Below are 21023 nucleotides of genomic sequence, written 5' to 3'. Positions count from 1 at the left end.
CACCCCGCCGGGTGCGGCGGCCGGGCGTCCCTCGGAAGCCGTTACCGGATGGATATCCGGAGCTATCGGCGGGCTCCGACCGTGCCCATACGCTCGGACCATGGATGACGACGAATGAATCACGGAACTGGTCTCGCACGGCGCTCGACGAAGATCCGACCGGTCGCGACCGCAGCCGTGACGGCGGCCTGCGTGATCGCGCTGCTCGCCGGTTGCGCGACCGCATCAGTGGGCGCGGCGCCCGATCCGGTTCCGGCGACGGCGACGGCGACGGCGACGCCCGCTCCGGTACGACCTCTCCAGATCATCGATTCGTCATGCGATCGATTCGTGGCCGTCGAGTCCCTCGAGGCCGTGGCGGGCTCCGGACTCGTCGCGGGTGCATATGCGCACGTCGACCCGATCGCAACGGTGCAGATGCCCGCCGCGGTGGGTTCCGCGGGCGGATTCTCGTGCTCGTGGTCCGATGCGGAGACGGGGGCCGTTCGCGTCTCGCTCACGGTCGTTCCCGATGCGGTCGAAGCCGACGATCGCATCATCGCGGAGTTCGCGGCGCAGGGAGGTACGACTGCGACGCCTCACGAGCGAACCCTGCACACCGGGTGCATCTACGACTACTGCGAGGTGGAGGGGTTCAGCGGCACGACCGCCGTGAACCTCTACATATACGACATGCCGTGGGACGGCTCCGGAACCGTCGACCAGCCGCAGCTGATCGCGCTTCGTGACGAGATCTCGGACCACCTCGGCGCCGTCCCGCCGCTGGAACCGCTGCCCGCGCTCTCGGCGGAATGGGGGAACGGGCCCACGAGTTGCGACGAGATGCTCGCGCCTGAAGCGCTCGCTGCCGCGCTCTCGGTCGACGCGGCCGCGTACGACGTGGGGTACGCGTACGAGGAATCGAACGGGTGGGATGTCGCGCTGCTGACGGCCGGTGGCTTCACCTGCCGGTATCGCGGTGACGGTGCGTTCGGCGGCCGGATCACCGTGCTCCCTGACACCGCGGCTGCGCTCGCCACGATCCCCTCGGGCGGGGAGCTGACGACGATCGACGTGCCGGGTGCCGATGGTGCCGGACTCGTGCGCTGCTGGAGCAACGGCGAACCGTTCGAGGCCGGTACCGGCCTGTGCACGGTCCACGTGCCGGTCCGCGGCGCCTGGGTGTCCGTGCTCTCGGCGACGTCAGGCACGGCCGCGGAGCCCATCCGGGCCGAAGCCGCCAGCGTTGCCGCGGCGATCGTCATCGCACTCGGCTGAACCGCGAGCTCGCCGACCGCGTGTTTCGGGCCGGTCCGATGCGCCCGGGTCGGTCCGACCGTTCGGGTCGGACCGACCACGCGCTGCGCCTCAGCGGAGGAAGAGGCGCGCGTTGGCCTGCTCGGCCTCGGCATACTGCGTCGCCGCGATGCCGAGCGCCTGATTGAGCCCGTCGAGACTCTGCTCGACCTGCAGCTGCGTGGCCCGCCACTCGGACACGGCACCCTGGAACGCCGTGGCCGCCTGACCCGACCACGAGGACTGCAGTCCCGTGAGCTGACCGAGGAGCGACGACACCTCGGACTGGATGCGGCCGATGGTGCCCCTCACGGACTGGGTCGCGGCGGAGACTTGGGCGGCGTCGACGTGGTAGCTCGACATTTGGGTCCCTTCGTTCGGTTGATGCCGCCAAGGTATGGCGTCATCTGCCGAAGCGGATCCGATCGAGCGCGGCTTCGCGGCAGCGCGCATGGCGGACGCCGTGGGGGAGGACGGGTGCCCGACGGCGTCACCGGCGGTCTGGTCGTCGGCGACGGGTCGAGATCAGTCGGAGGACACCGGCTGGGGTGCGGCGGCGCTGCCGGCGAGCGGCAGGAGCACCCGGAAGGTGGCGCCTCCGCCGGGCGTCTCGACGACGTCGACCGCGCCGTTGTGCGCTGCGACGATCGAGGACACGATCGCGAGCCCGAGTCCGGATCCGCCCGTCTCACGGGTGCGCGACGTGTCGGCACGCCAGAACCGCTGGAAGATCTTCTCGCGGATCTGCGGGGGGATGCCCTCGCCGTGGTCGACGATCTGGATCATCGCGCGCTCCGTCGCGGCGTCGGCGCTGACGTGGATGTCGATCGGGCTGTCTTCGGCGGTGAATCGCATCGCATTGCCCATGAGGTTCGTGATGACCTGACGGATCTTGTTCTCTTCGGCGAGCACCACGGCCTGCTGGACGCCGTTGCGAACGGACTCGGGCGGTCGGTTCGCCGAGGTCGCCGAACCGGCGCCGCCGGTGGAAGCTCCGGCGGCGCGCTTCGCGGGGGCGGTGTCGGCGGGCACGGCGACCACGCGACGGCTGCCGGAGTTCGACGGGTCGGTCGTGCGCGGACGTCGGTTGCGCAGGCGCGCGAGCGTCGCACCGGCGAACGAGATCGCACCGGTGGCCGGGCGGTCGGGCGTCGTGCCGGCGAGGGCCGGAGTGCTGCCGGCCGGTGCGGACGCGACATCCGATGCGGCGAGATCGTCGGGCGTCGTGACGGTGATCGTGCGACCCGGATGCGCGGCCATGGCGTCGAGGGCCGCATCGCGTGCGAGCGGCACCAGGTCGACCTCGACGAGTTCGAGCGGCTTCGCCTCGTCGAGGCGGGCGAGCGCGAGGAGGTCCTCGACGAGGCCGCCCATGCGGATGGCCTCCTTCTCGATGCGCTCCATGGCCTGGGCGACGTCTTCGGGCGTCTGCAGGGCGCCCATGCGGTAGAGCTCCGCGTAGCCGCGGACCGACACGAGCGGGGTGCGCAGCTCGTGCGACGCATCGCCCACGAACCGACGCATCTGGTCGATCGTGCGCGCGCGGTCGCGGAAAGCGCGGTCGATGCGGTTGAGCATGGTGTTCAACGAGCGGTTGAGCCGGCCGACCTCGGTGTTGGGCGTGGCTCCGCCGAGGCGTTGGCTGAAGTCGCCGTCGGCGATGGCGGCGGCCGTCGCCTCGACCTCGCGGAGCGGCGTGAACGTCGTCGTCACGAGCATGCGCGTGAGCAGCGCGCCGACGAGCACGACGCCGATGCCGAACCCGAGGAAGATCGTCAGGTACACCGCGATCAGCGACTCGGTGTCCTTCGACGAGATCGCGATGATGATCGGCGAGTAGACGCCGTGCTGGTCGGCCACCATGAGTGCGGTGACCGCTCGGAATGTCTTGTTGCCGTCGGCGTCCTTCAGTTCGAACACCGTGTACTTGCCCGAGCTCTGAGAGTTGATCGCGTTGACGTCGGCTTGCGTCAGCGTCTCGGGGATGATCGGAAGGTCTTCGATCGCCCGGTTGTCCCAGTTGGTGCCGTCGCGCATGCCGGTCGCGGCGTCGTAGACCGCCACGAACACCTGGTCGTTCTCGGAGAACGAGCGGGAGTCCTTGTCGGGCGCGGCGTCGGATTCGCTGTCGGAGACGAAGTACTTGTCGAGACTGCCGCCGGCGATGCTGCCGAGCTTCGCCGACATCTGGTCTTCGACGTACGACCGCAGCATGGCCGCGGTGCCGATGCCGGAGACGAGCAGGCCGAGGGTCAGCATCAGCACCGTCACACCCGTGATCTTGGTGCGCAGCGAGATGCGGTTCCACCGCTCGGTGATCGTCTGTTGCATGGCTGGGCGAGTCTAGGCGGTGAAGCCTGAGTCAGGGCTTGGAGGCCGAGGACTTCAGCATGTACCCGAACCCGCGCTTCGTCTGGATCAGCGGCTCGGTCGAGTGCTGGTCGAGCTTGCGGCGCAGGTACGAGATGTAGCTCTCGACGATGCCGGCATCGCCGTTGAAGTCGTACTCCCAGACGTGATCGAGGATCTGCGCCTTCGAGAGCACGCGGTTCGGGTTCAGCATGAGGTAGCGCAACAGCTTGAACTCGGTGGGGGAGAGCTCGACGGGCACGTCGCCGACGAGCACCTCGTGGGTGTCCTGGTCCATCACGAGTTCGCCCGTGCGGATGACGGCGTCTTCTTCGGCGTGCATCGTGCGACGGAGGATCGCCTTGATGCGCGCGACGATCTCGTCGAGGCTGAACGGCTTCGTGACGTAGTCGTCGCCGCCGACCGTGAGACCCGTGATCTTGTCTTCGGTGTCGTCTTTGGCGGTGAGGAACAGGATCGGCGCCGTGTAGCCGGCCGAACGCAGGCGTTTGGTGACGCCGAAGCCGTTCATGTCGGGCAGCATGACGTCGAGGATGATCAGGTCCGGTTCTTCTTCGAGAACCGCCGAGATCGTCTGGGCGCCGTTGCCGACCGCGCGCACGGCGAACCCGGCGAAGCGGAGGCTCGTGGTGAGCAGGTCGCGGATGTTGGGCTCGTCATCGACGATGAGAATGCGTGGTCCATCGCTCATGTTGACCATCTTCTGCGCACCGGCTGGAACTTTCCTGAACATTCTTCGAGGGTCGTGAAATCCGATGTGCGGATGGAACACTTGGCCTATGGCGTCAGAAGAGCGGGTTGTCGTGGTCGGCGGGGGTCTGACGGCTGCTGCGGCGGTGGGTTCGGTCCGCGATGCGGGGTTCGACGGCGAGGTCGTGGTCGTGGCCGACGAGCCCCGTCTGCCGCACGAACGCCCGCCGCTCTCGAAGGGCTACCTGCTCGGGTCGGATGCCGCGGGCAGCGTCTATCCGCATGATCGCCGCTGGTACCGACGGCACGGGGTCGAACTGCGGCTCGGCGCACGGGCGGTCGCGCTCGATCCCGCGGCGCACACGATCGACGTCGAGACGGCCGAAGAGACCTCCGAGCTCCGCTACGACCGGCTGCTGCTGGCGACCGGTGCACGCCCCCGCCCATTCACCGGCCCGGGGGCCGGGCTCCGCGGGGTGCACGTGCTGCGCACCCTGCCCGATTCGACGCGACTGCGCACGGCGCTCCGCCGAGGCGACCGGCGGGTCGTCGTGGTCGGCGGCGGCTGGATCGGGCTCGAGGTCGCGGCGGCAGCACGCGGGTACGGCAACGAGGTGATCGTCGTCGTCCGCGGCGACGAGCCGCTCGAGGCGGCGATCGGCACCGGGCTCGGCAGCATGTTCCGAGGGCTCCACGAGCAGCACGGGGTCACGGTGCGCGGCGGCGCCGCCGTCACGGCGCTCCGCGGCGAGCGGGGCAGGGTCGCGGCGGTGGTCCTCGGCACGGGCGAGGAGGTCGCGGCCGACCTGGTGGTGTTCGGCATCGGGGCGATCCCGAACGTGGAGCTCGCGACATCCGCCGGCCTGAGGGTCGACGACGGCATCGTGACCGATGCCTCGCTCCGCACGAGTGCGGCCGACGTCTTCGCTGCGGGCGACGTGGCCGCGGTGTGGAACCCCGTGCTCGAACGGCACCTTCGTGTCGAGCACTGGGCGAACGCGCTGGCGAGCGGGGCTGCGGCGGGCCGTGCGCTCGCCGGCGAGCAGGTCGTCCTCGACGAGGTGCCGTACTTCTTCACCGACCAGTACGACCTCGGCATGGAGTACTCGGGCTACGGCGACCTCGCCGCCGGCGCCGAGGTCGTCGTGCGCGGCGACGTGCCGCTCACCGCGGCATCCGCACCCCAGACGAGACGAGAGGGCATCGTGTTCTGGCTGACGCCCGACGGTCGGGTGGTGGCCGGCATGAACGTCAACGTGTGGGATGTGAACGAGCAGGTGCAGCGGCTCATCAGGTCGGGGGGCGTGGTCTCGCGCGAGGAGCTCGCCGACCCGACCGTGCCGCTCGACGCGCTCGCCGGAGACGCCTCGTGACCACCGCGGCGCCCGGCGGGACGGCAGCGGGCGCTGGGCCGTCGTGGCCGGCCGCGGGTGGCATGGTGCGCACCATCGGTCCGCGCACGTTCGACTTCGCGCGCGAGGTCGCGGTCATGGCGATCGTGAACCGCACGCCCGACTCCTTCTACGACCAGGGCCGCACCGACGCGCTCGACGCCGCGGTCACGGCCGGGCGCCGGGCGATCGCCGAGGGTGCCGACTGGATCGACATCGGCGGGGCGAAGTTCGCACCGGGCCCCGCCGTGCCGGTGGCCGAGGAGATCGACCGGGTGGTGCCGGTCGTCGCGGCGCTCGCCGACGCGGGCGCGGTCATCTCGGTCGACACGTTCCACGCCGAGGTCGCCCGGGCCGCGATCGCCGCGGGCGCGCACGTGATCAACGACACCACCGGGCTCAGTGATCCCGGCATGGCGGCGGTGCTCGCCGAGACCGGCGCCTCGGTCGTCATCACGCACAGTCTCGCCGCGCCGCGCACGCCGCATCCGTCGCCGCGGTACGGCGACGTGGTGGTCGAGGTCGCCGCCTACCTGCGCGAACGCGTGGCACGGGCCGAGGCGGCTGGCGTGGCATCCGATCGCATCATCATCGACCCCGGGCACGACCTCAACAAGCACACCCTCGACTCGCTCGAGCTCACGCGCCGACTCGACGAGATCGTCGCGATCGGGTATCCGACGCTCGTCGCCCTGTCGAACAAGGACTTCGTCGGCGAGAGCCTCGGGCGCCCGCGCTCCGAACGCGTCGAGGGGTCGATCGCGGCGGCGGTCTACTGCGTGCTGCGCGGGGCCCGCATCGTGCGCGTGCACAACGTGCGCGAGACGGTCGACGCGATGCGCATGATCGAGGCGATCAAGGGATGGCGCGAGCCCGTGTTCCTGGAGCACAACCAGTGACGGGCGGGGCCGCCGTCGACCGCGAGCACCTGCTGGCGGCCTACGCCCTGCCCGAGCGGCAGCGGGCGAGCGTCCGCATGAACTTCGTCGCGAGCATCGACGGGGCGGTCACCGTCGACGGGCGCAGCGGCGGGCTCGGCGACGCGAGCGACCGGCTCGCCATGCAGGCCATGCGCGCTCTCGCCGATGTCGTGCTCGTTGGGGCCGGCACGGTGCGCGCCGAGGGGTACGGCGGGCTCTCGGTCGACGGGGCGGATGCCGCGTGGCGGCGTTCGCACGACCTCGCCGAGCAGCCCCGCATCGCCGTGGTCTCGTCGCGGCTCGACCTCGACCCGCGGCATCCGTTCTTCGAACGCGCCGTGACGCGCCCGCTCGTGGTCACCCACGCCGCGGCCCCCGAACCGCGGAGGGCGGCGCTCGCCGACGTCGCCGACGTGCTCGTGTGCGGCGACGGCGAGGTCGACCTCGCCGAGGCGCAGCGACAGCTCGGGGCGCTCGGGCTCGCCCAGGTGCTCTGCGAGGGCGGACCGCACCTCTTCGGTGCGCTGCTCGACGCCGACCTCGTCGACGAGGTCTGCCTCTCGCTCAGCCCGCTGCTCGTGGGCGGCACGGCCGGCCGCATCGTGCAGGGCGCCCGCGAGGCGGCGCGGTCGATGCGCCTCGTGCACGCGATCCCCGCGGGGGATCTGCTGCTGCTGCGCTACGCGCGGGGCTGAGCCGACGCGGGCGCCGCCCGTCAGGCCGCTTCGAGCGCGTGCGCGTCGAGGATCGTGTAGCTGTAGCCCTGTTCCGCGAGGAACCGCTGGCGGTTCTGCGCGAAGTCCTGGTCGACGGTGTCGCGCGCGACGAGCGTGTAGAAGTTGGCGGTGAGGCCGGACTCCTTGGGTCGAAGCAGGCGTCCGAGGCGCTGCGCCTCCTCCTGACGGGAACCGTACGAGCCCGAGACCTGGATCGCCACGGTCGCCTCCGGCAGGTCGACCGAGAAGTTCGCGACCTTCGAGACGACGAGCACCTGGGTGATGCCCTCGCGGAACTCCTGGAAGAGGCGTTCGCGCTCGTCGACGGGCGTCGCGCCGGTCAGCTTCGGGGCGCCGAGGGCGTCGGCGAGCTCGTCGATCTGATCGAGGTACTGGCCGATGACGAGGATGCGCTCGCCGCGGTGCTTGGCCACGAGCTCCTTCACGACCTCGAGCTTCGCCGGCGCGGTGGCGGCGAGCCGGTAGCGCTCGTCGTCGGCGGATGCCGCGTACGCGAGCCGCTCGGACTGCGGGAGGTCGATGCGCACCTCGTAGCAGGCAGCGGGGGAGATGAAGCCCTGCGCCTCGATCTCCTTCCAGGGTGCGTCGAATCGCTTGGGCCCGATGAGGCTGAACACGTCGCCCTCACGGCCGTCTTCGCGCACGAGCGTCGCGGTGAGGCCGAGTCGGCGGCGGGCCTGCAGCTCGGCGGTCAGCTTGAACACGGGTGCGGGCAGGAGGTGCACCTCGTCGTAGACCACGAGACCCCAGTCGAGCGCGTCGAGCAGTGCGAGGTGGGCGTACTCGCCCTTCCGCTTGGCGGTGAGGATTTGGTACGTCGCGATGGTGACGGGCTTGACCTCCTTCACCTGCCCCGAGTACTCGCCGATCTCGTCGGGCGTGAGGGTGGTGCGCTTCAGCAGTTCGTCGCGCCACTGGCGCGCCGAGACGGTGTTCGTCACGAGGATCAACGTCGTGGTCTTCGCCGTGGCCATGGCGCCCGCGCCGACGAGGGTCTTGCCCGCGCCGCAGGGCAGCACGACGACGCCCGAGCCGCCGTCGAAGAAGTTGTCGACCGCCTTCTGCTGGTAGTCGCGCAGGTGCCAGCCCGACTCCTCGAGGTCGATCGGATGCGGGGTGCCGGGGGTGTAGCCAGCCAGGTCTTCTGCGGGCCAGCCGAGCTTCACGAGCTCCTGCTTGAGGGCACCGCGCGCCCAGGCCTCGACGAGGAATCCGGTGTCGTCGATGCGCTCGGTCAGCAGCGGCGCGATGCGCTTCGCGTTCGCGACCTCGGTGAGCACGGCGAGGTCGTCGGAGCGCAGGCGGAGGGCGCCGTCGTCGGTGCGGTCGACGACGAGCCGCCCGTACCTCGACACCGTCTCGCGCATGTCGACCGACACGGTCTGCGGCACCGGGAACTTCGCGTAGCGCTCGAGCGTGCCGAGCATGTCCTCGGAGGTGTGGCCGGCGGCCCTGGCATTCCAGAGGCCGAGTCGCGTGATGCGGTACGTGTGCACGTGCTCGGGTGCGCGCTCGAGCTCGGCGAACACCGCGAGGTCGTGGCGCGCATCCTCCGCGAGCGGGTGCGCCACCTCCAACAGCACGGTGCGGTCGCTCTGCACGATGAGGGGGCCGTCTGACATAGCCATCGAGTTTACGCCCGGTTCGCGGGTGCAACGCCGACGTCGCCGGATTCGTCAGCGCCGGCATCCGGTTCGAGGCGAAGGACTCGGGCACGATCGGATGCCGCGGGCGGGCGCGGTGCGTGCCGACGCGCAGGACGGGCCGGGCAGGTCTGGACGGGTTCGTCGGGTCGGTGCGTGTCGGGACGGTGCTCCGGGCCGACGTCAGACGCCGGACGGAGCGGGGGCGACCGCCGCGATCGCCGACAGGGGCAGCGTGCGCTCGATGTCGGCCTTGCGGTCGCGCGCACGCAGGCGCCCGTTCGCCACGCTGGCCGGGGCGAGCAGGTAGTCGGCCGTCGCGCCGCCGGGCATGCGCACGGTGACGGTGAGCGTCTCCTTCGCGCGGGCGGCGGCCTCGAGCTGCCTGGCGAGCCAGGCGACCTCGTCGGTCGCATCGTCGTCGTGCTTCGCGAGCAGCTTGTCGAGGAGCGCTGCGACCGGGTCGCCCGCCGGGGGCGGGGTCGGCGACTGCGCGAGGTGATGGCGGCGCAGGCGCACGATGGTGCCCTCGTGGTCTTCGGCGGCGACCGGGTAGCGCGCATCGGCGAGGGCCCAGAACACGACATCGGGTGCGAAGCGCGAGAGCAGGCGATGCGGCCCGACCTGTCGGAGGCCGACGGCGTTCAGCGTCTGGTCGACGGCGAGGGTGCCGATGAGCTGGTCGTCGTCGGAGCGCACGACGGTGCGGGCCGGCAGGTCGGCCTCGTCGGCCGAGGCGACGCGCACGCTGCCGAAGCGGCGGGCGGCTTCGCCGACGAGGTACGCGACGGGCTGCGGGATGCCGGTGAGCGAGAGCTCGCCCAGGAACTCGAGGATCGTCTCGGCCGACTCGCCGGCCGCGAGACCGCGATTCACGGATGCCGCGCTCACGCGGTACGTGGAGGCGAGGTCGCGCCCCTCGACGTCGGCGAAGCCGCGCAGCCTGGCGTCGAGCGCCGGTTCGAGGGGACCGGGGGAGACGATGGTGAGGTCGTGCTGCACGTACACCTTGGCGACCTGCGCCGGGAAATGCGCGGCGAGCAGGGCGGCGGCACGTTGCACGTCGCCCGTGAGCACGAGCCGACCGGACTCGACGGGTTCGCCCGCCACGGCGAGCCCCAGCGCCTCGGCGTCGTCGACGAGCCGGTCGAGGCTGTCGTCGAGCCACTTGCCGCCCGCCGGGTAGAGCCAACGCACGTCGTCGCGCAGGTCGGTCGCCGAGATCGATTCGCTTCGACGCGCGACGAGCTCGCGCAACGACGGCGGGATGCGGGCGAGCCACTGCTCGGCGAGCCGCTGCCAGCGATCGGCCGACCCGAGCTGCGCCCAGTCGGCGCCGATGTCGGACTCGAGCCAGTAGGCGCCGTCCCTGAGCACGAGGCCGGCCTCGTCGGCACGGTGGAACAGCCGGGGCAGTGCCTCGAGATCGATGCCGCAGGCTTCGGACAACCGCTTGGAGTCGGGCAGCGTGAGCCCGCCCTTCGCGAGCTCGCGCGCCGGCTGGTTGCCGACGGCGGCGAGGAGCTCGGCGGTCGCGGCGACCGTGGCGTAGGCGGCCTCGGCCGCGCGCCGGTCGAGCAGGGAGCGGTCGACGTCGTCGACGCCGACGAGCACGGGCGGGGCGGGAGCGGCCAGCTCGGCGGCACCCGGGATGTCGCGTTCCATGCGGACCGCGAGCCTCGAGGCGACCGCGACCGGCAGGTGCACGCGCTGCCCGTCTGCGACGAGGATCAGGGAGTCGGCGAGGCGGCCGACGAGCTGCGGCGCCGCTGCCACGAGTTCGGCCGATCCTCCGAGCCGGGCGAGCTCACCGGCGACCGCCTCGACCGTGGTGCCGGTGTGATCGGCGGTCAGCGTCGCGGTGGCCGCGAGCGCGGCGAGGCGTGGGCGGTCGAGCCGCGAGATGACGTGGTCGAGCGAATCGGGTGCGAGCAGCACCTCGGCGAGGTCGAAGAGATCGCGGATGCCGGAGGCATCGAACTCACGCGTCGCCAGCGCCGCCTCGAGTTCGGTGCGGGGCAGCGTGCGGAGTCGCGCGGCGAGTTCGAGCATCGTCTCCGATCAGTTCGTCTGGGCGCGCGCAGTGCGCGAGCGGTTCACGGCGTGCACGATGAACAGGGCGATGAGCAGGAGGAACGCGAGCGGGAGGCCGAACCAGGGAAGCATGATCACGATCGGCCAGACGCCGTGGCTGAACCCGTCGTGCTCGGCGACGCCGACCATCGTCGCGATGAGCACGGCGATGAACGCGGCGACCGAGAGCATCACCAGGCCCGTGAACATGTACGCGAGGACGCGTTCGATGCGCTGGCTGCCGGACTGCTGGGTTTCGCTCACTCTGCAAGGATAGGGCAGCGCACCGCCCCGTGAGGGGCGGGACTCTAGACTGGGATGTACACGGCGCGTGACGTTCCTGCGCGCCTTCCACGACACGAGCGAGGTTTCCACGATGCCCACCGGCAAGGTCAAGTTCTACGACGAGGAGAAGGGGTTCGGCTTCATCAGCTCCGATGACGGCCAGGAGGTCTTCCTCCACGCATCCGCTCTTCCCGCCGGTGCGACCGTGCGCGCGGGCAGCCGACTCGAGTTCGGTCTCGCAGAGGGCAAGCGCGGCGCGCAGGCGCTCTCGGTGCGCGTGCTCGATGCACCCGTGAGCCTCGCGAAGATCAACCGCAAGCCCGCCGACGACATGGCGATCATCATCGAAGACGTCGTCAAGCTCCTCGACTCCATCGGCGCAGACCTGCGTCGGGGGCGCTACCCCGAGAAGTCCAAGGCGCGCATGGTCGCAACCGTGCTGCGCAAGGTGGCAGACGATCTGGATGCCTGAGTTCACCGAACCCGAGACGGATGCCGCGGAGTCGGCGTCCGATCTCGTACTGCCCGTCGACGAGGTCGACGCCGACGACGAGACCGCGTCGAGCGACGAGACCGCGTCGAGCGACGAGACCGCGTCGAGCGACGAGACCGCGTCGAGCGACGAGACCGCGTCGAGCGACGAGGCCGTGTCGAACGATGCCCTCGAAACCGACGACGAGCCGGCGGATGCCGCAGCCGAGGCGGATGTCGAGGCCGAGGTCGAGCCCGAGCCGGTCGTCTACGACCCAGACCCCGTGCTGCTCGCCTCGGTCGACCTCGCCCGTCGTGCGCTGCTCGAGACGACGGCGCCCGAGACGGTCGGATCCGTCATCGGCCACATCGCCGAAGACGAGCACGTGCTCACCCTGCACTTCGCCTCCGACATGTCCGGGTACCCGGGCTGGCACTGGAGCGTCACGATCGTGCGGGTCGACGACGACGAGCCGACGATCGTCGAGACGCAGCTCATGCCCGGCGAGCGTGCCCTGCTCGCCCCCGCGTGGGTGCCGTGGTCCGAGCGGCTCGCCGACTACCGCGCAGCGCAGGCGGTCGCCGCAGCCGCTGCCCGTGCTGCCGGCGAGGAGCCCGAGGCCGACGAGCTCGACGACGTCGAGTTCGACGATGCGTCCGAAGAGCTCGAGATCGACGCCGACGACGAGTACGAAGACGACGACCACATCGAGGACGAGGCGTTCGACGGCTTCGACGAGCCGGGCGACGATGAGCCGGGCGAGGTCGGGAGTGCCGCCGGGGATTCCGAGACGTCAGATGACGACGAGGAATCCGACGACGAGCATTCCGACGACGTCGACGTTCAGCGCGAGGCGCCCGCGCTCTGAGCCGTGCGCCGGCGCCTGATCGCCTGCACCACGGCCAGGGCGCCGACGCCCAGGAGCACGCCGACGGCGCACGCCCAGGTCAGCCACGCCAGCCCGGCCTGCGCGAGCACGTCGCGCAGCAGCAGGCACACCACGAGCGCGACGAGCCACAGGGCGGTGCCCGCGAGCACCGCCTTGCGCGCGTCGGCTCGGGCGGGCGCCGGATCGGGCCGACGCTCCGACTCCGCGAGCCAGAGCCGCACGGGCGTCAGCCGATCTGCTCGAGCACGTAGTCGATCGACGCCGTGAGCGCCCGGACGTCGTCGGGCTCGATCGCGGTGAAGGTCGCGACGCGAAGCTGGTTGCGGCCGAGCTTGCGGTAGGGCTCGGTGTCGACGATGCCGTTCTCGCGGAGGATCGACGCGATGCGCGCGGCATCGGTCGTCTCGTCGAAGTCGATCGTGACGACGACCTGCGAGCGGTCGGCCGGGTCGGCGACGAACGGCGTCGCGACCGACGTGCGCGCCGCCCAGTCGTAGAGCACCGACGAGGACTCGCGCGTGCGGGCGTCGGCCCAGGCGAGGCCGCCCGACTCGTTCATCCACTCGAGCTGGTTCTCGAGGAGCAGCAGCGTGGCGAGGGCGGGCGTGTTGAGCGTCTGGTTGAGCCGCGAGTTGTCGACCGCGTTCTTCAACGAGAGGAACTCGGGGATGTAGCGGTCGGTCGCCGCGATGCGCTCGACGCGCTCGATCGCGGCGGGCGAGAACAGCGCGAACCAGATGCCGCCGTCGGACGCGAAGTTCTTCTGCGGGGCGAAGTAGTAGACGTCGAACTCGTTCGGGTCGACGGCCACGCCGCCAGCCGCGCTCGTCGCGTCGATGACGGTGAGCGCGCCCTCGTCGCCGGCGACGCGCTTCACCGGCGCCATGACGCCGGTGGACGTCTCGTTGTGCGGCCACGCGTACACGTCGACGCCGGCGACGGCCTCGGGGTTCGAGCGGGTGCCGGCGGGCGCCTTGCGCACATCGGGGGCCTCGAGCCAGGGGGCGGCCGCCGCGCCGGCGAACTTCTGGCCGAACTCGCCGAAGGCGCTGAGCTGTGCGCGGCGCTCGATGAGGCCGGATGCCGCGGCGTCCCAGAACGCGGTGGAGCCGCCGTTGCCCAGCACGACCTCGTAGCCGTCGGGCAGCGAGAAGAGGTCGGAGAGGCCCGTGCGGACGCGGCCGACGAGGTTCTTGACGGGGGCCTGGCGGTGCGAGGTGCCCAGCAGCGCGGGGCCCTCGGCGGCGAGGTGCGCCAGCTGTTCGGGGCGGACCTTGGAGGGGCCGCAGCCGAATCGTCCGTCGGCGGGCAGGAGGTCGCTGGGGATCACGATGCTCGGCATGCACGGAAGTCTATCGAGCCTCTGCAGCGGGCTAGGCTTGATGACGGGCTGCGACAGGAGGGTTTGCTGGTGACCGATCTCATCGATACGACGGAGATGTACCTCCGCACCATTCTCGACCTCGAAGAAGAGCACATCGTGCCGCTTCGCGCCCGCATCTCCGAGCGCCTCGGCCACTCCGGGCCCACCGTCTCGCAGACGGTCGCCCGCATGGAGCGCGACGGACTCGTGGTCGTCTCCGACGACCGCCACCTCGAGCTGACCGCAGAGGGCCGCAGCAAGGCCGTGCACGTCATGCGCAAGCACCGTCTCGCAGAACGGCTGCTCGCCGACGTCATCGGGCTCGAGTGGGAGTACGTGCACGACGAGGCATGCCGCTGGGAGCATGTCATGAGCGAGCAGGTCGAGCGTCGCCTCATCGAGATCCTCGGCGAGCCGAAGGAATCCCCGTACGGCAACCCGATCCCGGGCCTCGAAGAGCTCGGGCTCGAGCCCGCCGACCCGTTCATGTCGGGTGTCGTGCGCGTCACCGACGCCATCGCCGAACGCGATTCCGCGCTGCACGGCGTGGTGCGACGCCTCGGCGAGCCCGTGCAGTTCGACCCCGAACTCCTGCTCCAGCTCAAGCAGGCGGGCATCATGCCGGGCGCCTCGGCGACCTTCACGCGCAGCGGCGCATACGTCGCCGTCGAGGTCGAGGGCGTCGAGGGCGCCCTCGAGCTCCCGAACGAGGTCGCAGGGCACATCTTCGTCGCGGAATGAACGAGGAATGAACCTGAGAATTCACAAGGGATCGCGGCGAACCGTGATCGGAATGTGACATTCAAGCATCCCTCGCGTATTCTCGGTCGAGTTCGACGGCACGAAGCCGGTCGTCGGACCAGGATCGGGATCGCCCCTCGGCACTCACCGCCCGGTTCAGGACGAAGACGCGCCTCGAGCGCACCAGGTGAGACGGAGTCCCGACTCCGTGGGGCGGTGGAGGAACCCGATTTGGCTCGATTCACCCCACGCCGCCGTTTCACGTCACCGAAGCGGGGCACCGCCTCGAAGGTCGTCGTCCCGAGCGTCAACCCCGAACCCAAGACCACCGTCGCACCGGCCGTCGCCGCGCGACCGCTCCCATCGACCCGCAGGCTCCGCCGCGGCGGAGTCGCGAACGTCGCCGTCATGACGATCGCCGCGGGCATCGTCGGCACCATCGCGATCCCCGCCTACGCGTTCGCGCCCGGCAGCACCGGGCCGCAGTTCGCGACGAGCGCCGAGACCCGGATGACGAAGGCGCAGGCCCAGTCCGTCGACGTCGCCGAAGACGTCATCGCGGCGCCCGTCACGAAAGACGGCTTCGCCGCCGTCACGAAGGTCGAGATCGACGCGGCCGCCGAGGCGGAGCGCCAGGCGGCAGAGGCCGCGGCCGCGGCCGAAGCGGCGCGCGTCGCCGCCGAGACCGCGATGACCTCCTACGCCGCGTCGTACGAGGGCCCGTCGGTCGGTGACTTCCTCGCGAACCCGCCGTACCCGAGCTTCGACCTCGCCAGCGTCTACAACGTCGCGACGCAGTACATCGGCACGCCCTACGTCTACGGCGGCGCCACGCCCGCCGGCTTCGACTGCTCGGGCTTCGTCATGTACGTCTACGCGCAGTTCGGCGTCGGCATGCCCCATTCCTCCGCAGGGCAGGGCGCCATGGGAACCGTCATCTCCGAGGCCGACGCGCAGCCCGGCGACCTCGTGATCATGGACGGCCACGACGGCTTCTACGCCGGCAACGGCATGATCCTGCACGCACCCTACGAGGGCGCCTCGGTGCGCGTGCAGCCGATCTGGACGAGCGACTACACGATCGTCCGCATCGGCATCTGATCGGTGAACATCGTGTGACACGGCCTGTGAACGCCGCGGAGGGATGCCCCTCCGCGGCGTTCATGCCGTAGCCTGAAGCTCTGACGATCCGAGATCCGGGCGAGGGGAACGCCGATGGTTCGCACGTGCAGCATCCATTCCGCGGATGCGCGCGCGCAATTCCACCAACGGCGCAGTAGTCAGCCGAGTACCGCACGAGCCGACGTTTCGACGGGCACTGTCTTCATGACGGTGCCCGTTCTGCGTTTTCGGGGCGCTTCTCGGCGGCCACCGGCATCCGCCCCACCCGTGCCATCGAGCGGCCGCAGCGCCGTCGGAGCGTCGACCCGTTCACGCGGCTGGAAGCCATCCAGCCCCGATCGAAAGGCACTCCATGCGCACACTCGTGCTCAACGCCGGCTATGAGCCCCTCGCCGTCATCTCGTTCAAGAGAGCCCTGCTGCTGGTCATGAACCAGAAGGCCACCGTGATCCAGCACGACGAGGGCAACCCCGTGTGCGCCGCGAGCGGTTCGTGGCAGAGACCGAGCGTGATCATCCTCACGAGATACGTGCGCACGCCACGCGTGCACGCCGTTCCCGTGAGTCGGCGAGGCGTGCTGCGCCGCGACGAGCACCGCTGCGCGTACTGCGGTCGATCGGCCGCGACCATCGACCATGTGCTGCCCCGTTCCCGCGGCGGACGCGACACCTGGGAGAACCTCGTCGCGTGCTGCCTGCGCTGCAACAACATCAAGAGCGACCACACGCCCGCCGAGATGGGCTGGGAGCTCCGCTTCACGCCGCGCATGCCGCACGGGCGCAGCTGGGTCGTGCGCGGGTTCGAGCGCACGCTCCCGCAGTGGGACGAGTACCTCTCCACCGCGGCCTGAACTGATCGGGAGCATCACCGCGGCGATCGCGAGATGACTTCGAGCGACCCTTTCCCCTAAGGTGGAACGAGTCGCCGGAGCACCCGACCGCGTGACGACGCACGTCAACACGACCCGAGCCATCAGGCCGGGCGGTGTCCGGAGGATCGACTTTGCACGAAGACCACGCCGAGCAGCCGTCGCGCTCGCAGCGGCGCGCGGCCGAGTCGGCCCGCCCGCGCCGATCCGCCTCCACCGGGCGTTCGGGCGGGGGAGCCGCCGTGAACGAGCGTCGCGCTCGACGCTCGGCCGCGGCATCCGCCCCCGTCGCGACGAATCCCGCAGGCGGCCCCGCTGCCGCCACCGCGTTCCGCAAGCCCGTGAACGTGCGCCGCACCGGCCCGGCACGCGTGTTCGCGACCCTGCTCGTCGTGCCGGCCATCTTCGGCACCGTCGCGATGCCCGCCTACGCGTTCATGCCGGGCGGCGACCTCTTCCAACCCTCCGGCGCGTTCAGCTTCGCGGTCGCCGAGGCGCAGGACCTCGACGTTCCCGCGGTCGCGAGCGGTGCGCCCATCTCGTCCGACGCCTACGCCGTCACCACGAAGGCCGAGATCGACGAGGCCGCACTCTCCGAAGAGGAGGCGGCACAGGCCGCCTGGGCCGCAGAACTCGCCTCGCGCGGTTCGGGCAGCTACGCGATCTACACGGTCAAGGCCGAGGGCGACGACTACCCCTGGTGGGACCAGATCCCCGACGACTACGGCGGAGGGCTCTCGCCGCTGCGGTACTACTACCGCGAATGCGTCGACTTCGTCGCCTGGCGCCTGAACCGCGATGCGGGATCCACGAGCGCCCCCTTCAAGTACGACTGGTCGAACCTCGCCTCGGGCAGCGCCTACGTGTGGGCCGACGAGTGGGTCGCGCACGGCTGGCCCACGAGCAGCGAGCCCGTGGTCGGCGCCGTCGCCTGGTTCCCGTACAACCACGTCGCCTATGTGCAATCGATCAACGGCGACGGCACGGTGAACATCGAGGAGTACAACCAGAACTCCGACCACTCGTACCACCGGCGCACCATCGCCAAGGCCGACGCGCTGTACCTGTACCCGCCCGGCTGAGTCGCCCGGGTGCGTGCGCTGGAGTTCGCCCGACTGTGACAATCTGGCGAACAGTGCATGCAAAGTTGGACGACGCGGACAGTGAAGTCCGCTGCGTCCTCCCGTAGCGTGGTGAACCATCCCACGCAGAGACAGGTGACCGCGATGACGCAACCCTCGGACGACACGCGACTCGAAGAGAGCGCATTCGTCGACGAGCTCTCGCCTACGACGTCCGCGATCGTGGTGCTCGGCTACAACTGACCGCTCGCGTCAGGGCAGGCGCGCCAGGCATCCGGGCGCGGGGGTGGCGACCGTCGCGACGACCCGCGTCGGAACCCCGGCCTCGAGCGCGACGACGGCGATCGAGTCCGACGCCTGATCGGCGACCAGGGCGAACCGCTCGTCGTGCGTGAGGTGCAGGTCTCGCGGGTGGTGCCCGCCCGTGGCGACCGAACCCGCGCGCTCGAGCGTGCGGGCGTCGGCGTCGAGCCGCAGCGCGACCAACGCGTCGGCATCGCGGTCGCCGATGACGATCGTGCCCGCCCGAGTCGCCCGGATCGCCGAGAGTCCGAGGCCGCGCGCCGTCACCCGGTCGTCGACGGGGAACCACGCCACTTCGCGCCCTTCGACGAGGTCGAGGACGCTCGCCGTGCGGTCGAGCTCGTTCGCGACGATCGCGAGATCGCCGACCACCACCAGGTGCCGCGGGCCGGCACCGGCGTGCACCGCGATGTCGTCGGCATCGCCGTCGGCACGGGCGATCGCGCCTGACGCGGCGTCGAGGCCGATGACGCGGATGCGATCCGATCCGAGGTCGGGCACGAGGAGACGCGATCGGGTCTCGTCGAGCACGACCTGATGCGGGTGCGAGGACTCCTGCCGTGAGGCGTCGGGGCCCGAGCCGCTGAACGCGAAGGAGATCGAGGCGTCGGCCGCGGCATCCGGATCCACCCGATGCGCCGTGACCCGCCCGCCGGAGTAGTTGGCGGCGAACGCCCACTCACCGCGCGGATCGAACGCGATGTGACATGGGTCGGCCGCCCCGGTTGCGCCGCTGCCGCCGAACGGCTGCACGGTGTCGCCCTCGAGGGACCACGTCGAGACGCGCCCTTCGGTGAGCTCGTGCACGATGCCGAGCACCCCGGCGGGGGAGACGGCGAGGTACATCGGGTTCTCGCCGACCGCGACCGGCTCGCCCAGCGTCGTGACGCCGTCGGCCGAGACATCCAGCGAGCGGATGCCGCGTGCGGGCGACCCGAGAGCGCCGACCGTCGATGCCCCGATCCAGAACCTCGTGCCGTCGCCGTTCATCGTTCTCCGCTCGTCGTGGTGCGACTGCGACGGACCGGATGTCGGGTCGCGTCGAACACCGACGGAAAGGCTATCGCGGTCGACGAGGCCAGCGCGCCACCGCCGGTCTCGGGCGCCGCGTCGGCACAATGGCGGGCAGGGGGTGGCCATGGGGGAGCACGACGAGTCGACGGTCGCGGCGCCGCGCGCTCGCCGCCCGCTGCACGGCCTCGTCGTCGTCGCCGCGAGCCTGTCGGTCTGGTGGCCGGCGTTCACGCTCGGCGCGTGGGGCGAGCTGTTCTTCGACCAGGTGCTGATGGTCTGGGTCGCCTCGACCGGGGCGTTCTTCGTGGTCGCGTTCCAGCCGAGGCCGTTCCCGCACCGCACCCGACGTCTCATCGCGCTCTCGGTGCCGACGCTCTGGCTGGTGCTGTCGTTCGTGCCCGATGCGGGCGACGACCTCGTGATCGGGTTCATCGACCTGCTCGCGTTCGTCGTGGCGCTCGCGGGCGTGCCGTTCACGCTCTGGGTGCTGGCCGGGATCTTCTGGCCCGACCTGCGTCACGGGCTCTCGCGGGGGCACGGTCGTGATCGGCATCACCGCGATCGCCGCGATCATGGTGGCCAGTTTCGTGCTCGGCGCCAACCAGCGGTTCTTCCTGACATGCGAGGACTTCACCCTGAGCGGCAATTCGGAGCCGCCGGGGTGCGTGCACGCCGATCCCGACGGTCAGTCGGATTGACCGACTCGGGTAGGCTTTTCCGGTCAGCCTCTGTAGCTCAATGGAAGAGCAGTTCCGTCCTAAGGAAAGGGTTGGGGGTTCGAGTCCCTCCAGGGGCACCGTCTGCGTGGTGCTCGGCGCCGCACCTCATCGGGTGGCGGTGCGCGCCCTCCGCCACGACCACCAGCCGAGCAGCAGTGCGCCCACGCCGAGCCCGACGCCCCAGCCGTACTCGGGGATGAGGTGGCCCGTGCCCTGCTTGCCCGGCAGCATCAGCACGGCGAGCATGGCGGTCGCGGCGAAGGCGTGCAGGATCGACGCCTCGGGCGAGGCCTCGACGAGGACACCCCGTGAACGCGGGGCGACGAACCAGGTCGACGGGGCGAACGTCGCGAGTGCCGCGGCGACGAGCCAGGCACCCCACACGAGGACCGCCCAGAGCGGCAGCGCGCCATTCGGGAACACCTCGGGAAGGAAGTGGCCGGCGATCTTCGCGGTCGACGCCGCGAGCACGCCCCCGATCGTGACGGCCAGCGAGACGACGCCGATCACGTGGCCGACCCGCGAATCGCGGACCGGGACCGGGGCCGGGCGCCGGGGCGGCCGGCGCCGGGGCGCCCGCCGTCGGGGGTCGGGCCCACCGCCGCCCGTCGCCTCGACCGTGCGCCAGCCAGGCGGAGGTCCGTGGCGACGGACCGCGAGCTCGGTTCGCGTGCCGGGCTCGACGAGCGCGAATCCATCGCCGGGCTCGTTCGACGCGGGCGTGCCGATCATGACCTCGCGCCCGTCGATCCTGAGGGTGTTGCCCGTCGGGTCCTCGCCGAGCAGACGTATCGCGTCGACCGGTGCGAGCAGCAGCCCGTACCGGTGCCGGACCCACGTCACGAGGCGTTCGAGTTCGCGATCGCCGGCACCGGATGCCTCGAACACGGCATCGCTCAACAGTGCGTCGTCGCGCACCTCGACGGTCACGGCATCCGCTCCTCACCTGCTCGGGAATCGCGACGGAACCGGTTCGTCGCTGCGAGATCATCTCACGGAGTGGCGATTCGACGCGTCTCGTCGCGCACGCCCATGATTGAGGAGCGGCCCTGGGCGGTACGGCTCT

General features: G+C 70.9%; 22 protein-coding genes and 1 tRNA gene. 12 read left to right on the top strand and 11 right to left on the bottom strand.

Annotated features, from left to right (window positions below; all coding sequences use genetic code 11):
- Positions 1 to 119: 119 nt before the first annotated feature.
- Positions 120 to 308, bottom strand: coding sequence for a hypothetical protein (locus GQR16_RS02185; RefSeq protein WP_157413489.1), 189 nt, complete (start codon positions 306 to 308; stop codon positions 120 to 122).
- Between the two features lie 22 nt (positions 309 to 330).
- Here GQR16_RS02185 and GQR16_RS02180 point away from each other — a divergent pair, with 22 nt between their 5' ends.
- Entirely contained in the window at positions 331 to 1257 is a 927-nt protein-coding gene (locus GQR16_RS02180) for a hypothetical protein (protein ID WP_157413488.1), read from the top strand.
- Positions 1258 to 1347: 90 nt separating this feature from the next.
- On the opposite strand, the gene GQR16_RS02175 is transcribed toward GQR16_RS02180, so the two are convergent.
- The 3 genes from GQR16_RS02175 to GQR16_RS02165 form a co-directional block, all read right to left on the bottom strand.
- Positions 1348 to 1638, bottom strand: a complete 291-nt coding sequence (locus tag GQR16_RS02175) for a WXG100 family type VII secretion target (protein ID WP_157413487.1) — start codon at positions 1636 to 1638, stop codon at positions 1348 to 1350.
- 162 nt (positions 1639 to 1800) lie between these two features.
- A complete protein-coding gene (locus GQR16_RS02170; protein ID WP_157413486.1) occupies positions 1801 to 3606 on the bottom strand; it encodes a sensor histidine kinase in 1806 nt (601 codons plus the stop codon).
- A 31-nt stretch (positions 3607 to 3637) separates the two neighbouring features.
- Positions 3638 to 4336 carry a response regulator transcription factor gene (locus tag GQR16_RS02165; RefSeq protein WP_055860832.1) on the bottom strand — a complete coding sequence of 233 codons (699 nt, stop codon included), beginning with the start codon at positions 4334 to 4336 and terminating at the stop codon, positions 3638 to 3640.
- Between the two features lie 88 nt (positions 4337 to 4424).
- Here GQR16_RS02165 and GQR16_RS02160 point away from each other — a divergent pair, with 88 nt between their 5' ends.
- From GQR16_RS02160 to GQR16_RS02150, 3 genes are all read left to right on the top strand, one after another.
- On the top strand, positions 4425 to 5708 hold the full coding sequence (locus GQR16_RS02160; protein WP_157413485.1) for an NAD(P)/FAD-dependent oxidoreductase: 1284 nt from the start codon (positions 4425 to 4427) through the stop codon (positions 5706 to 5708).
- A 62-nt stretch (positions 5709 to 5770) separates the two neighbouring features.
- Positions 5771 to 6625: a dihydropteroate synthase gene (gene folP, locus GQR16_RS02155; protein WP_157413484.1), complete on the top strand. Its 855-nt coding sequence runs from the start codon at positions 5771 to 5773 to the stop codon at positions 6623 to 6625.
- Positions 6622 to 7341 (top strand): pyrimidine reductase family protein, encoded by a 720-nt coding sequence (locus GQR16_RS02150; RefSeq protein WP_211373406.1) that lies wholly within the window; start codon positions 6622 to 6624, stop codon positions 7339 to 7341. Before folP ends, GQR16_RS02150 begins: the two co-directional genes overlap by 4 nt.
- Positions 7342 to 7361: 20 nt before the next feature.
- Here the strand turns inward: GQR16_RS02150 and GQR16_RS02145 are convergent, their stop codons facing one another.
- The 3 genes from GQR16_RS02145 to GQR16_RS02135 all read right to left on the bottom strand — a co-directional run bounded on the left by GQR16_RS02145 (position 7362) and on the right by GQR16_RS02135 (position 11363).
- Positions 7362 to 9005, bottom strand: a complete 1644-nt coding sequence (locus GQR16_RS02145) for a DNA repair helicase XPB (protein ID WP_157413482.1) — start codon at positions 9003 to 9005, stop codon at positions 7362 to 7364.
- Between the two features lie 204 nt (positions 9006 to 9209).
- Entirely contained in the window at positions 9210 to 11078 is a 1869-nt protein-coding gene (locus GQR16_RS02140) for a helicase-associated domain-containing protein (protein WP_157413481.1), read from the bottom strand.
- Between the two features lie 9 nt (positions 11079 to 11087).
- A complete protein-coding gene (locus tag GQR16_RS02135; protein WP_157413480.1) occupies positions 11088 to 11363 on the bottom strand; it encodes a multidrug ABC transporter ATPase in 276 nt (91 codons plus the stop codon).
- A 112-nt stretch (positions 11364 to 11475) separates the two neighbouring features.
- Here GQR16_RS02135 and GQR16_RS02130 point away from each other — a divergent pair, with 112 nt between their 5' ends.
- Together GQR16_RS02130 and GQR16_RS02125 are read left to right on the top strand one after the other, a co-directional pair.
- Positions 11476 to 11856, top strand: a complete 381-nt coding sequence (locus GQR16_RS02130; protein WP_067881610.1) for a cold-shock protein — start codon at positions 11476 to 11478, stop codon at positions 11854 to 11856.
- On the top strand, positions 11849 to 12724 hold the full coding sequence (locus GQR16_RS02125) for a DUF3027 domain-containing protein (protein WP_157413479.1): 876 nt from the start codon (positions 11849 to 11851) through the stop codon (positions 12722 to 12724). The genes GQR16_RS02130 and GQR16_RS02125 overlap by 8 nt, the downstream gene beginning before the upstream one ends.
- Here GQR16_RS02125 and GQR16_RS02120 read toward each other — a convergent pair.
- Both GQR16_RS02120 and serC read right to left on the bottom strand, forming a co-directional pair.
- Complete coding sequence (locus GQR16_RS02120; protein WP_170298394.1) at positions 12700 to 12966, bottom strand: DUF2530 domain-containing protein; 267 nt, start codon at positions 12964 to 12966, stop codon at positions 12700 to 12702. The two genes, GQR16_RS02125 and GQR16_RS02120, sit on opposite strands and share 25 nt — an antisense overlap.
- A gap of 5 nt (positions 12967 to 12971) precedes the next feature.
- Complete coding sequence (serC, locus tag GQR16_RS02115; RefSeq protein ID WP_157413478.1) at positions 12972 to 14087, bottom strand: phosphoserine transaminase; 1116 nt, start codon at positions 14085 to 14087, stop codon at positions 12972 to 12974.
- A 69-nt stretch (positions 14088 to 14156) separates the two neighbouring features.
- On the opposite strand from serC, the gene GQR16_RS02110 reads away from it, so the two are divergent.
- The 4 genes from GQR16_RS02110 to GQR16_RS02095 all read left to right on the top strand — a co-directional run bounded on the left by GQR16_RS02110 (position 14157) and on the right by GQR16_RS02095 (position 17921).
- Positions 14157 to 14849: an iron-dependent transcriptional repressor DtxR gene (locus GQR16_RS02110; RefSeq protein ID WP_157413477.1), complete on the top strand. Its 693-nt coding sequence runs from the start codon at positions 14157 to 14159 to the stop codon at positions 14847 to 14849.
- A gap of 231 nt (positions 14850 to 15080) precedes the next feature.
- On the top strand, positions 15081 to 15950 hold the full coding sequence (locus GQR16_RS02105; RefSeq protein WP_157413476.1) for a C40 family peptidase: 870 nt from the start codon (positions 15081 to 15083) through the stop codon (positions 15948 to 15950).
- A gap of 373 nt (positions 15951 to 16323) precedes the next feature.
- Complete coding sequence (locus tag GQR16_RS02100; RefSeq protein WP_055856330.1) at positions 16324 to 16821, top strand: HNH endonuclease; 498 nt, start codon at positions 16324 to 16326, stop codon at positions 16819 to 16821.
- Positions 16822 to 16973: 152 nt separating this feature from the next.
- The gene (locus GQR16_RS02095) at positions 16974 to 17921 is read left to right on the top strand and encodes a CHAP domain-containing protein (RefSeq protein ID WP_157413475.1); all 948 of its coding nucleotides are present in this window, start codon (positions 16974 to 16976) and stop codon (positions 17919 to 17921) included.
- 252 nt (positions 17922 to 18173) lie between these two features.
- Here the strand turns inward: GQR16_RS02095 and GQR16_RS02090 are convergent, their stop codons facing one another.
- Positions 18174 to 19715, bottom strand: a complete 1542-nt coding sequence (locus tag GQR16_RS02090; protein ID WP_246200397.1) for a lactonase family protein — start codon at positions 19713 to 19715, stop codon at positions 18174 to 18176.
- Between the two features lie 65 nt (positions 19716 to 19780).
- On the opposite strand from GQR16_RS02090, the gene GQR16_RS19840 reads away from it, so the two are divergent.
- Entirely contained in the window at positions 19781 to 19936 is a 156-nt protein-coding gene (locus tag GQR16_RS19840; protein ID WP_246200396.1) for a hypothetical protein, read from the top strand.
- A gap of 26 nt (positions 19937 to 19962) precedes the next feature.
- Positions 19963 to 20034: transfer RNA gene (locus tag GQR16_RS02080), tRNA-Arg, on the top strand.
- Between the two features lie 28 nt (positions 20035 to 20062).
- Here GQR16_RS02080 and GQR16_RS02075 read toward each other — a convergent pair.
- Positions 20063 to 20887: a hypothetical protein gene (locus GQR16_RS02075; protein ID WP_157413473.1), complete on the bottom strand. Its 825-nt coding sequence runs from the start codon at positions 20885 to 20887 to the stop codon at positions 20063 to 20065.
- Positions 20888 to 21023: the final 136 nt, after the last annotated feature.

The organism is Agromyces allii (assembly GCF_009749385.1).
Classification (GTDB): Bacteria; Actinomycetota; Actinomycetes; order Actinomycetales; family Microbacteriaceae; genus Agromyces; species Agromyces allii.
The sequence above is the reverse complement of the archived record's forward strand: the minus strand, read 5'-3'. Positions and strand labels throughout refer to the sequence as shown.

What these genes read in the sequence shown, in the direction of transcription:
- GQR16_RS02185 (WP_157413489.1), bottom strand. Translation starts at nt 308, where the DNA reads ATGATCTGGAGAGGTCGTACCGGAGCGGGCGTCGCCGTCGCCGTCGCC.
- GQR16_RS02175 (WP_157413487.1), bottom strand. Translation starts at nt 1,638, where the DNA reads ATGTCGAGCTACCACGTCGACGCCGCCCAAGTCTCCGCCGCGACCCAG.
- GQR16_RS02170 (WP_157413486.1), bottom strand. Translation starts at nt 3,606, where the DNA reads ATGCAACAGACGATCACCGAGCGGTGGAACCGCATCTCGCTGCGCACC.
- GQR16_RS02165 (WP_055860832.1), bottom strand. Translation starts at nt 4,336, where the DNA reads ATGAGCGATGGACCACGCATTCTCATCGTCGATGACGAGCCCAACATC.
- GQR16_RS02160 (WP_157413485.1), top strand. Translation starts at nt 4,425, where the DNA reads ATGGCGTCAGAAGAGCGGGTTGTCGTGGTCGGCGGGGGTCTGACGGCT.
- folP (WP_157413484.1), top strand. Translation starts at nt 5,771, where the DNA reads ATGGTGCGCACCATCGGTCCGCGCACGTTCGACTTCGCGCGCGAGGTC.
- GQR16_RS02145 (WP_157413482.1), bottom strand. Translation starts at nt 9,005, where the DNA reads ATGTCAGACGGCCCCCTCATCGTGCAGAGCGACCGCACCGTGCTGTTG.
- GQR16_RS02140 (WP_157413481.1), bottom strand. Translation starts at nt 11,078, where the DNA reads ATGCTCGAACTCGCCGCGCGACTCCGCACGCTGCCCCGCACCGAACTC.
- GQR16_RS02130 (WP_067881610.1), top strand. Translation starts at nt 11,476, where the DNA reads ATGCCCACCGGCAAGGTCAAGTTCTACGACGAGGAGAAGGGGTTCGGC.
- GQR16_RS02125 (WP_157413479.1), top strand. Translation starts at nt 11,849, where the DNA reads ATGCCTGAGTTCACCGAACCCGAGACGGATGCCGCGGAGTCGGCGTCC.
- serC (WP_157413478.1), bottom strand. Translation starts at nt 14,087, where the DNA reads ATGCCGAGCATCGTGATCCCCAGCGACCTCCTGCCCGCCGACGGACGA.
- GQR16_RS02100 (WP_055856330.1), top strand. Translation starts at nt 16,324, where the DNA reads ATGCGCACACTCGTGCTCAACGCCGGCTATGAGCCCCTCGCCGTCATC.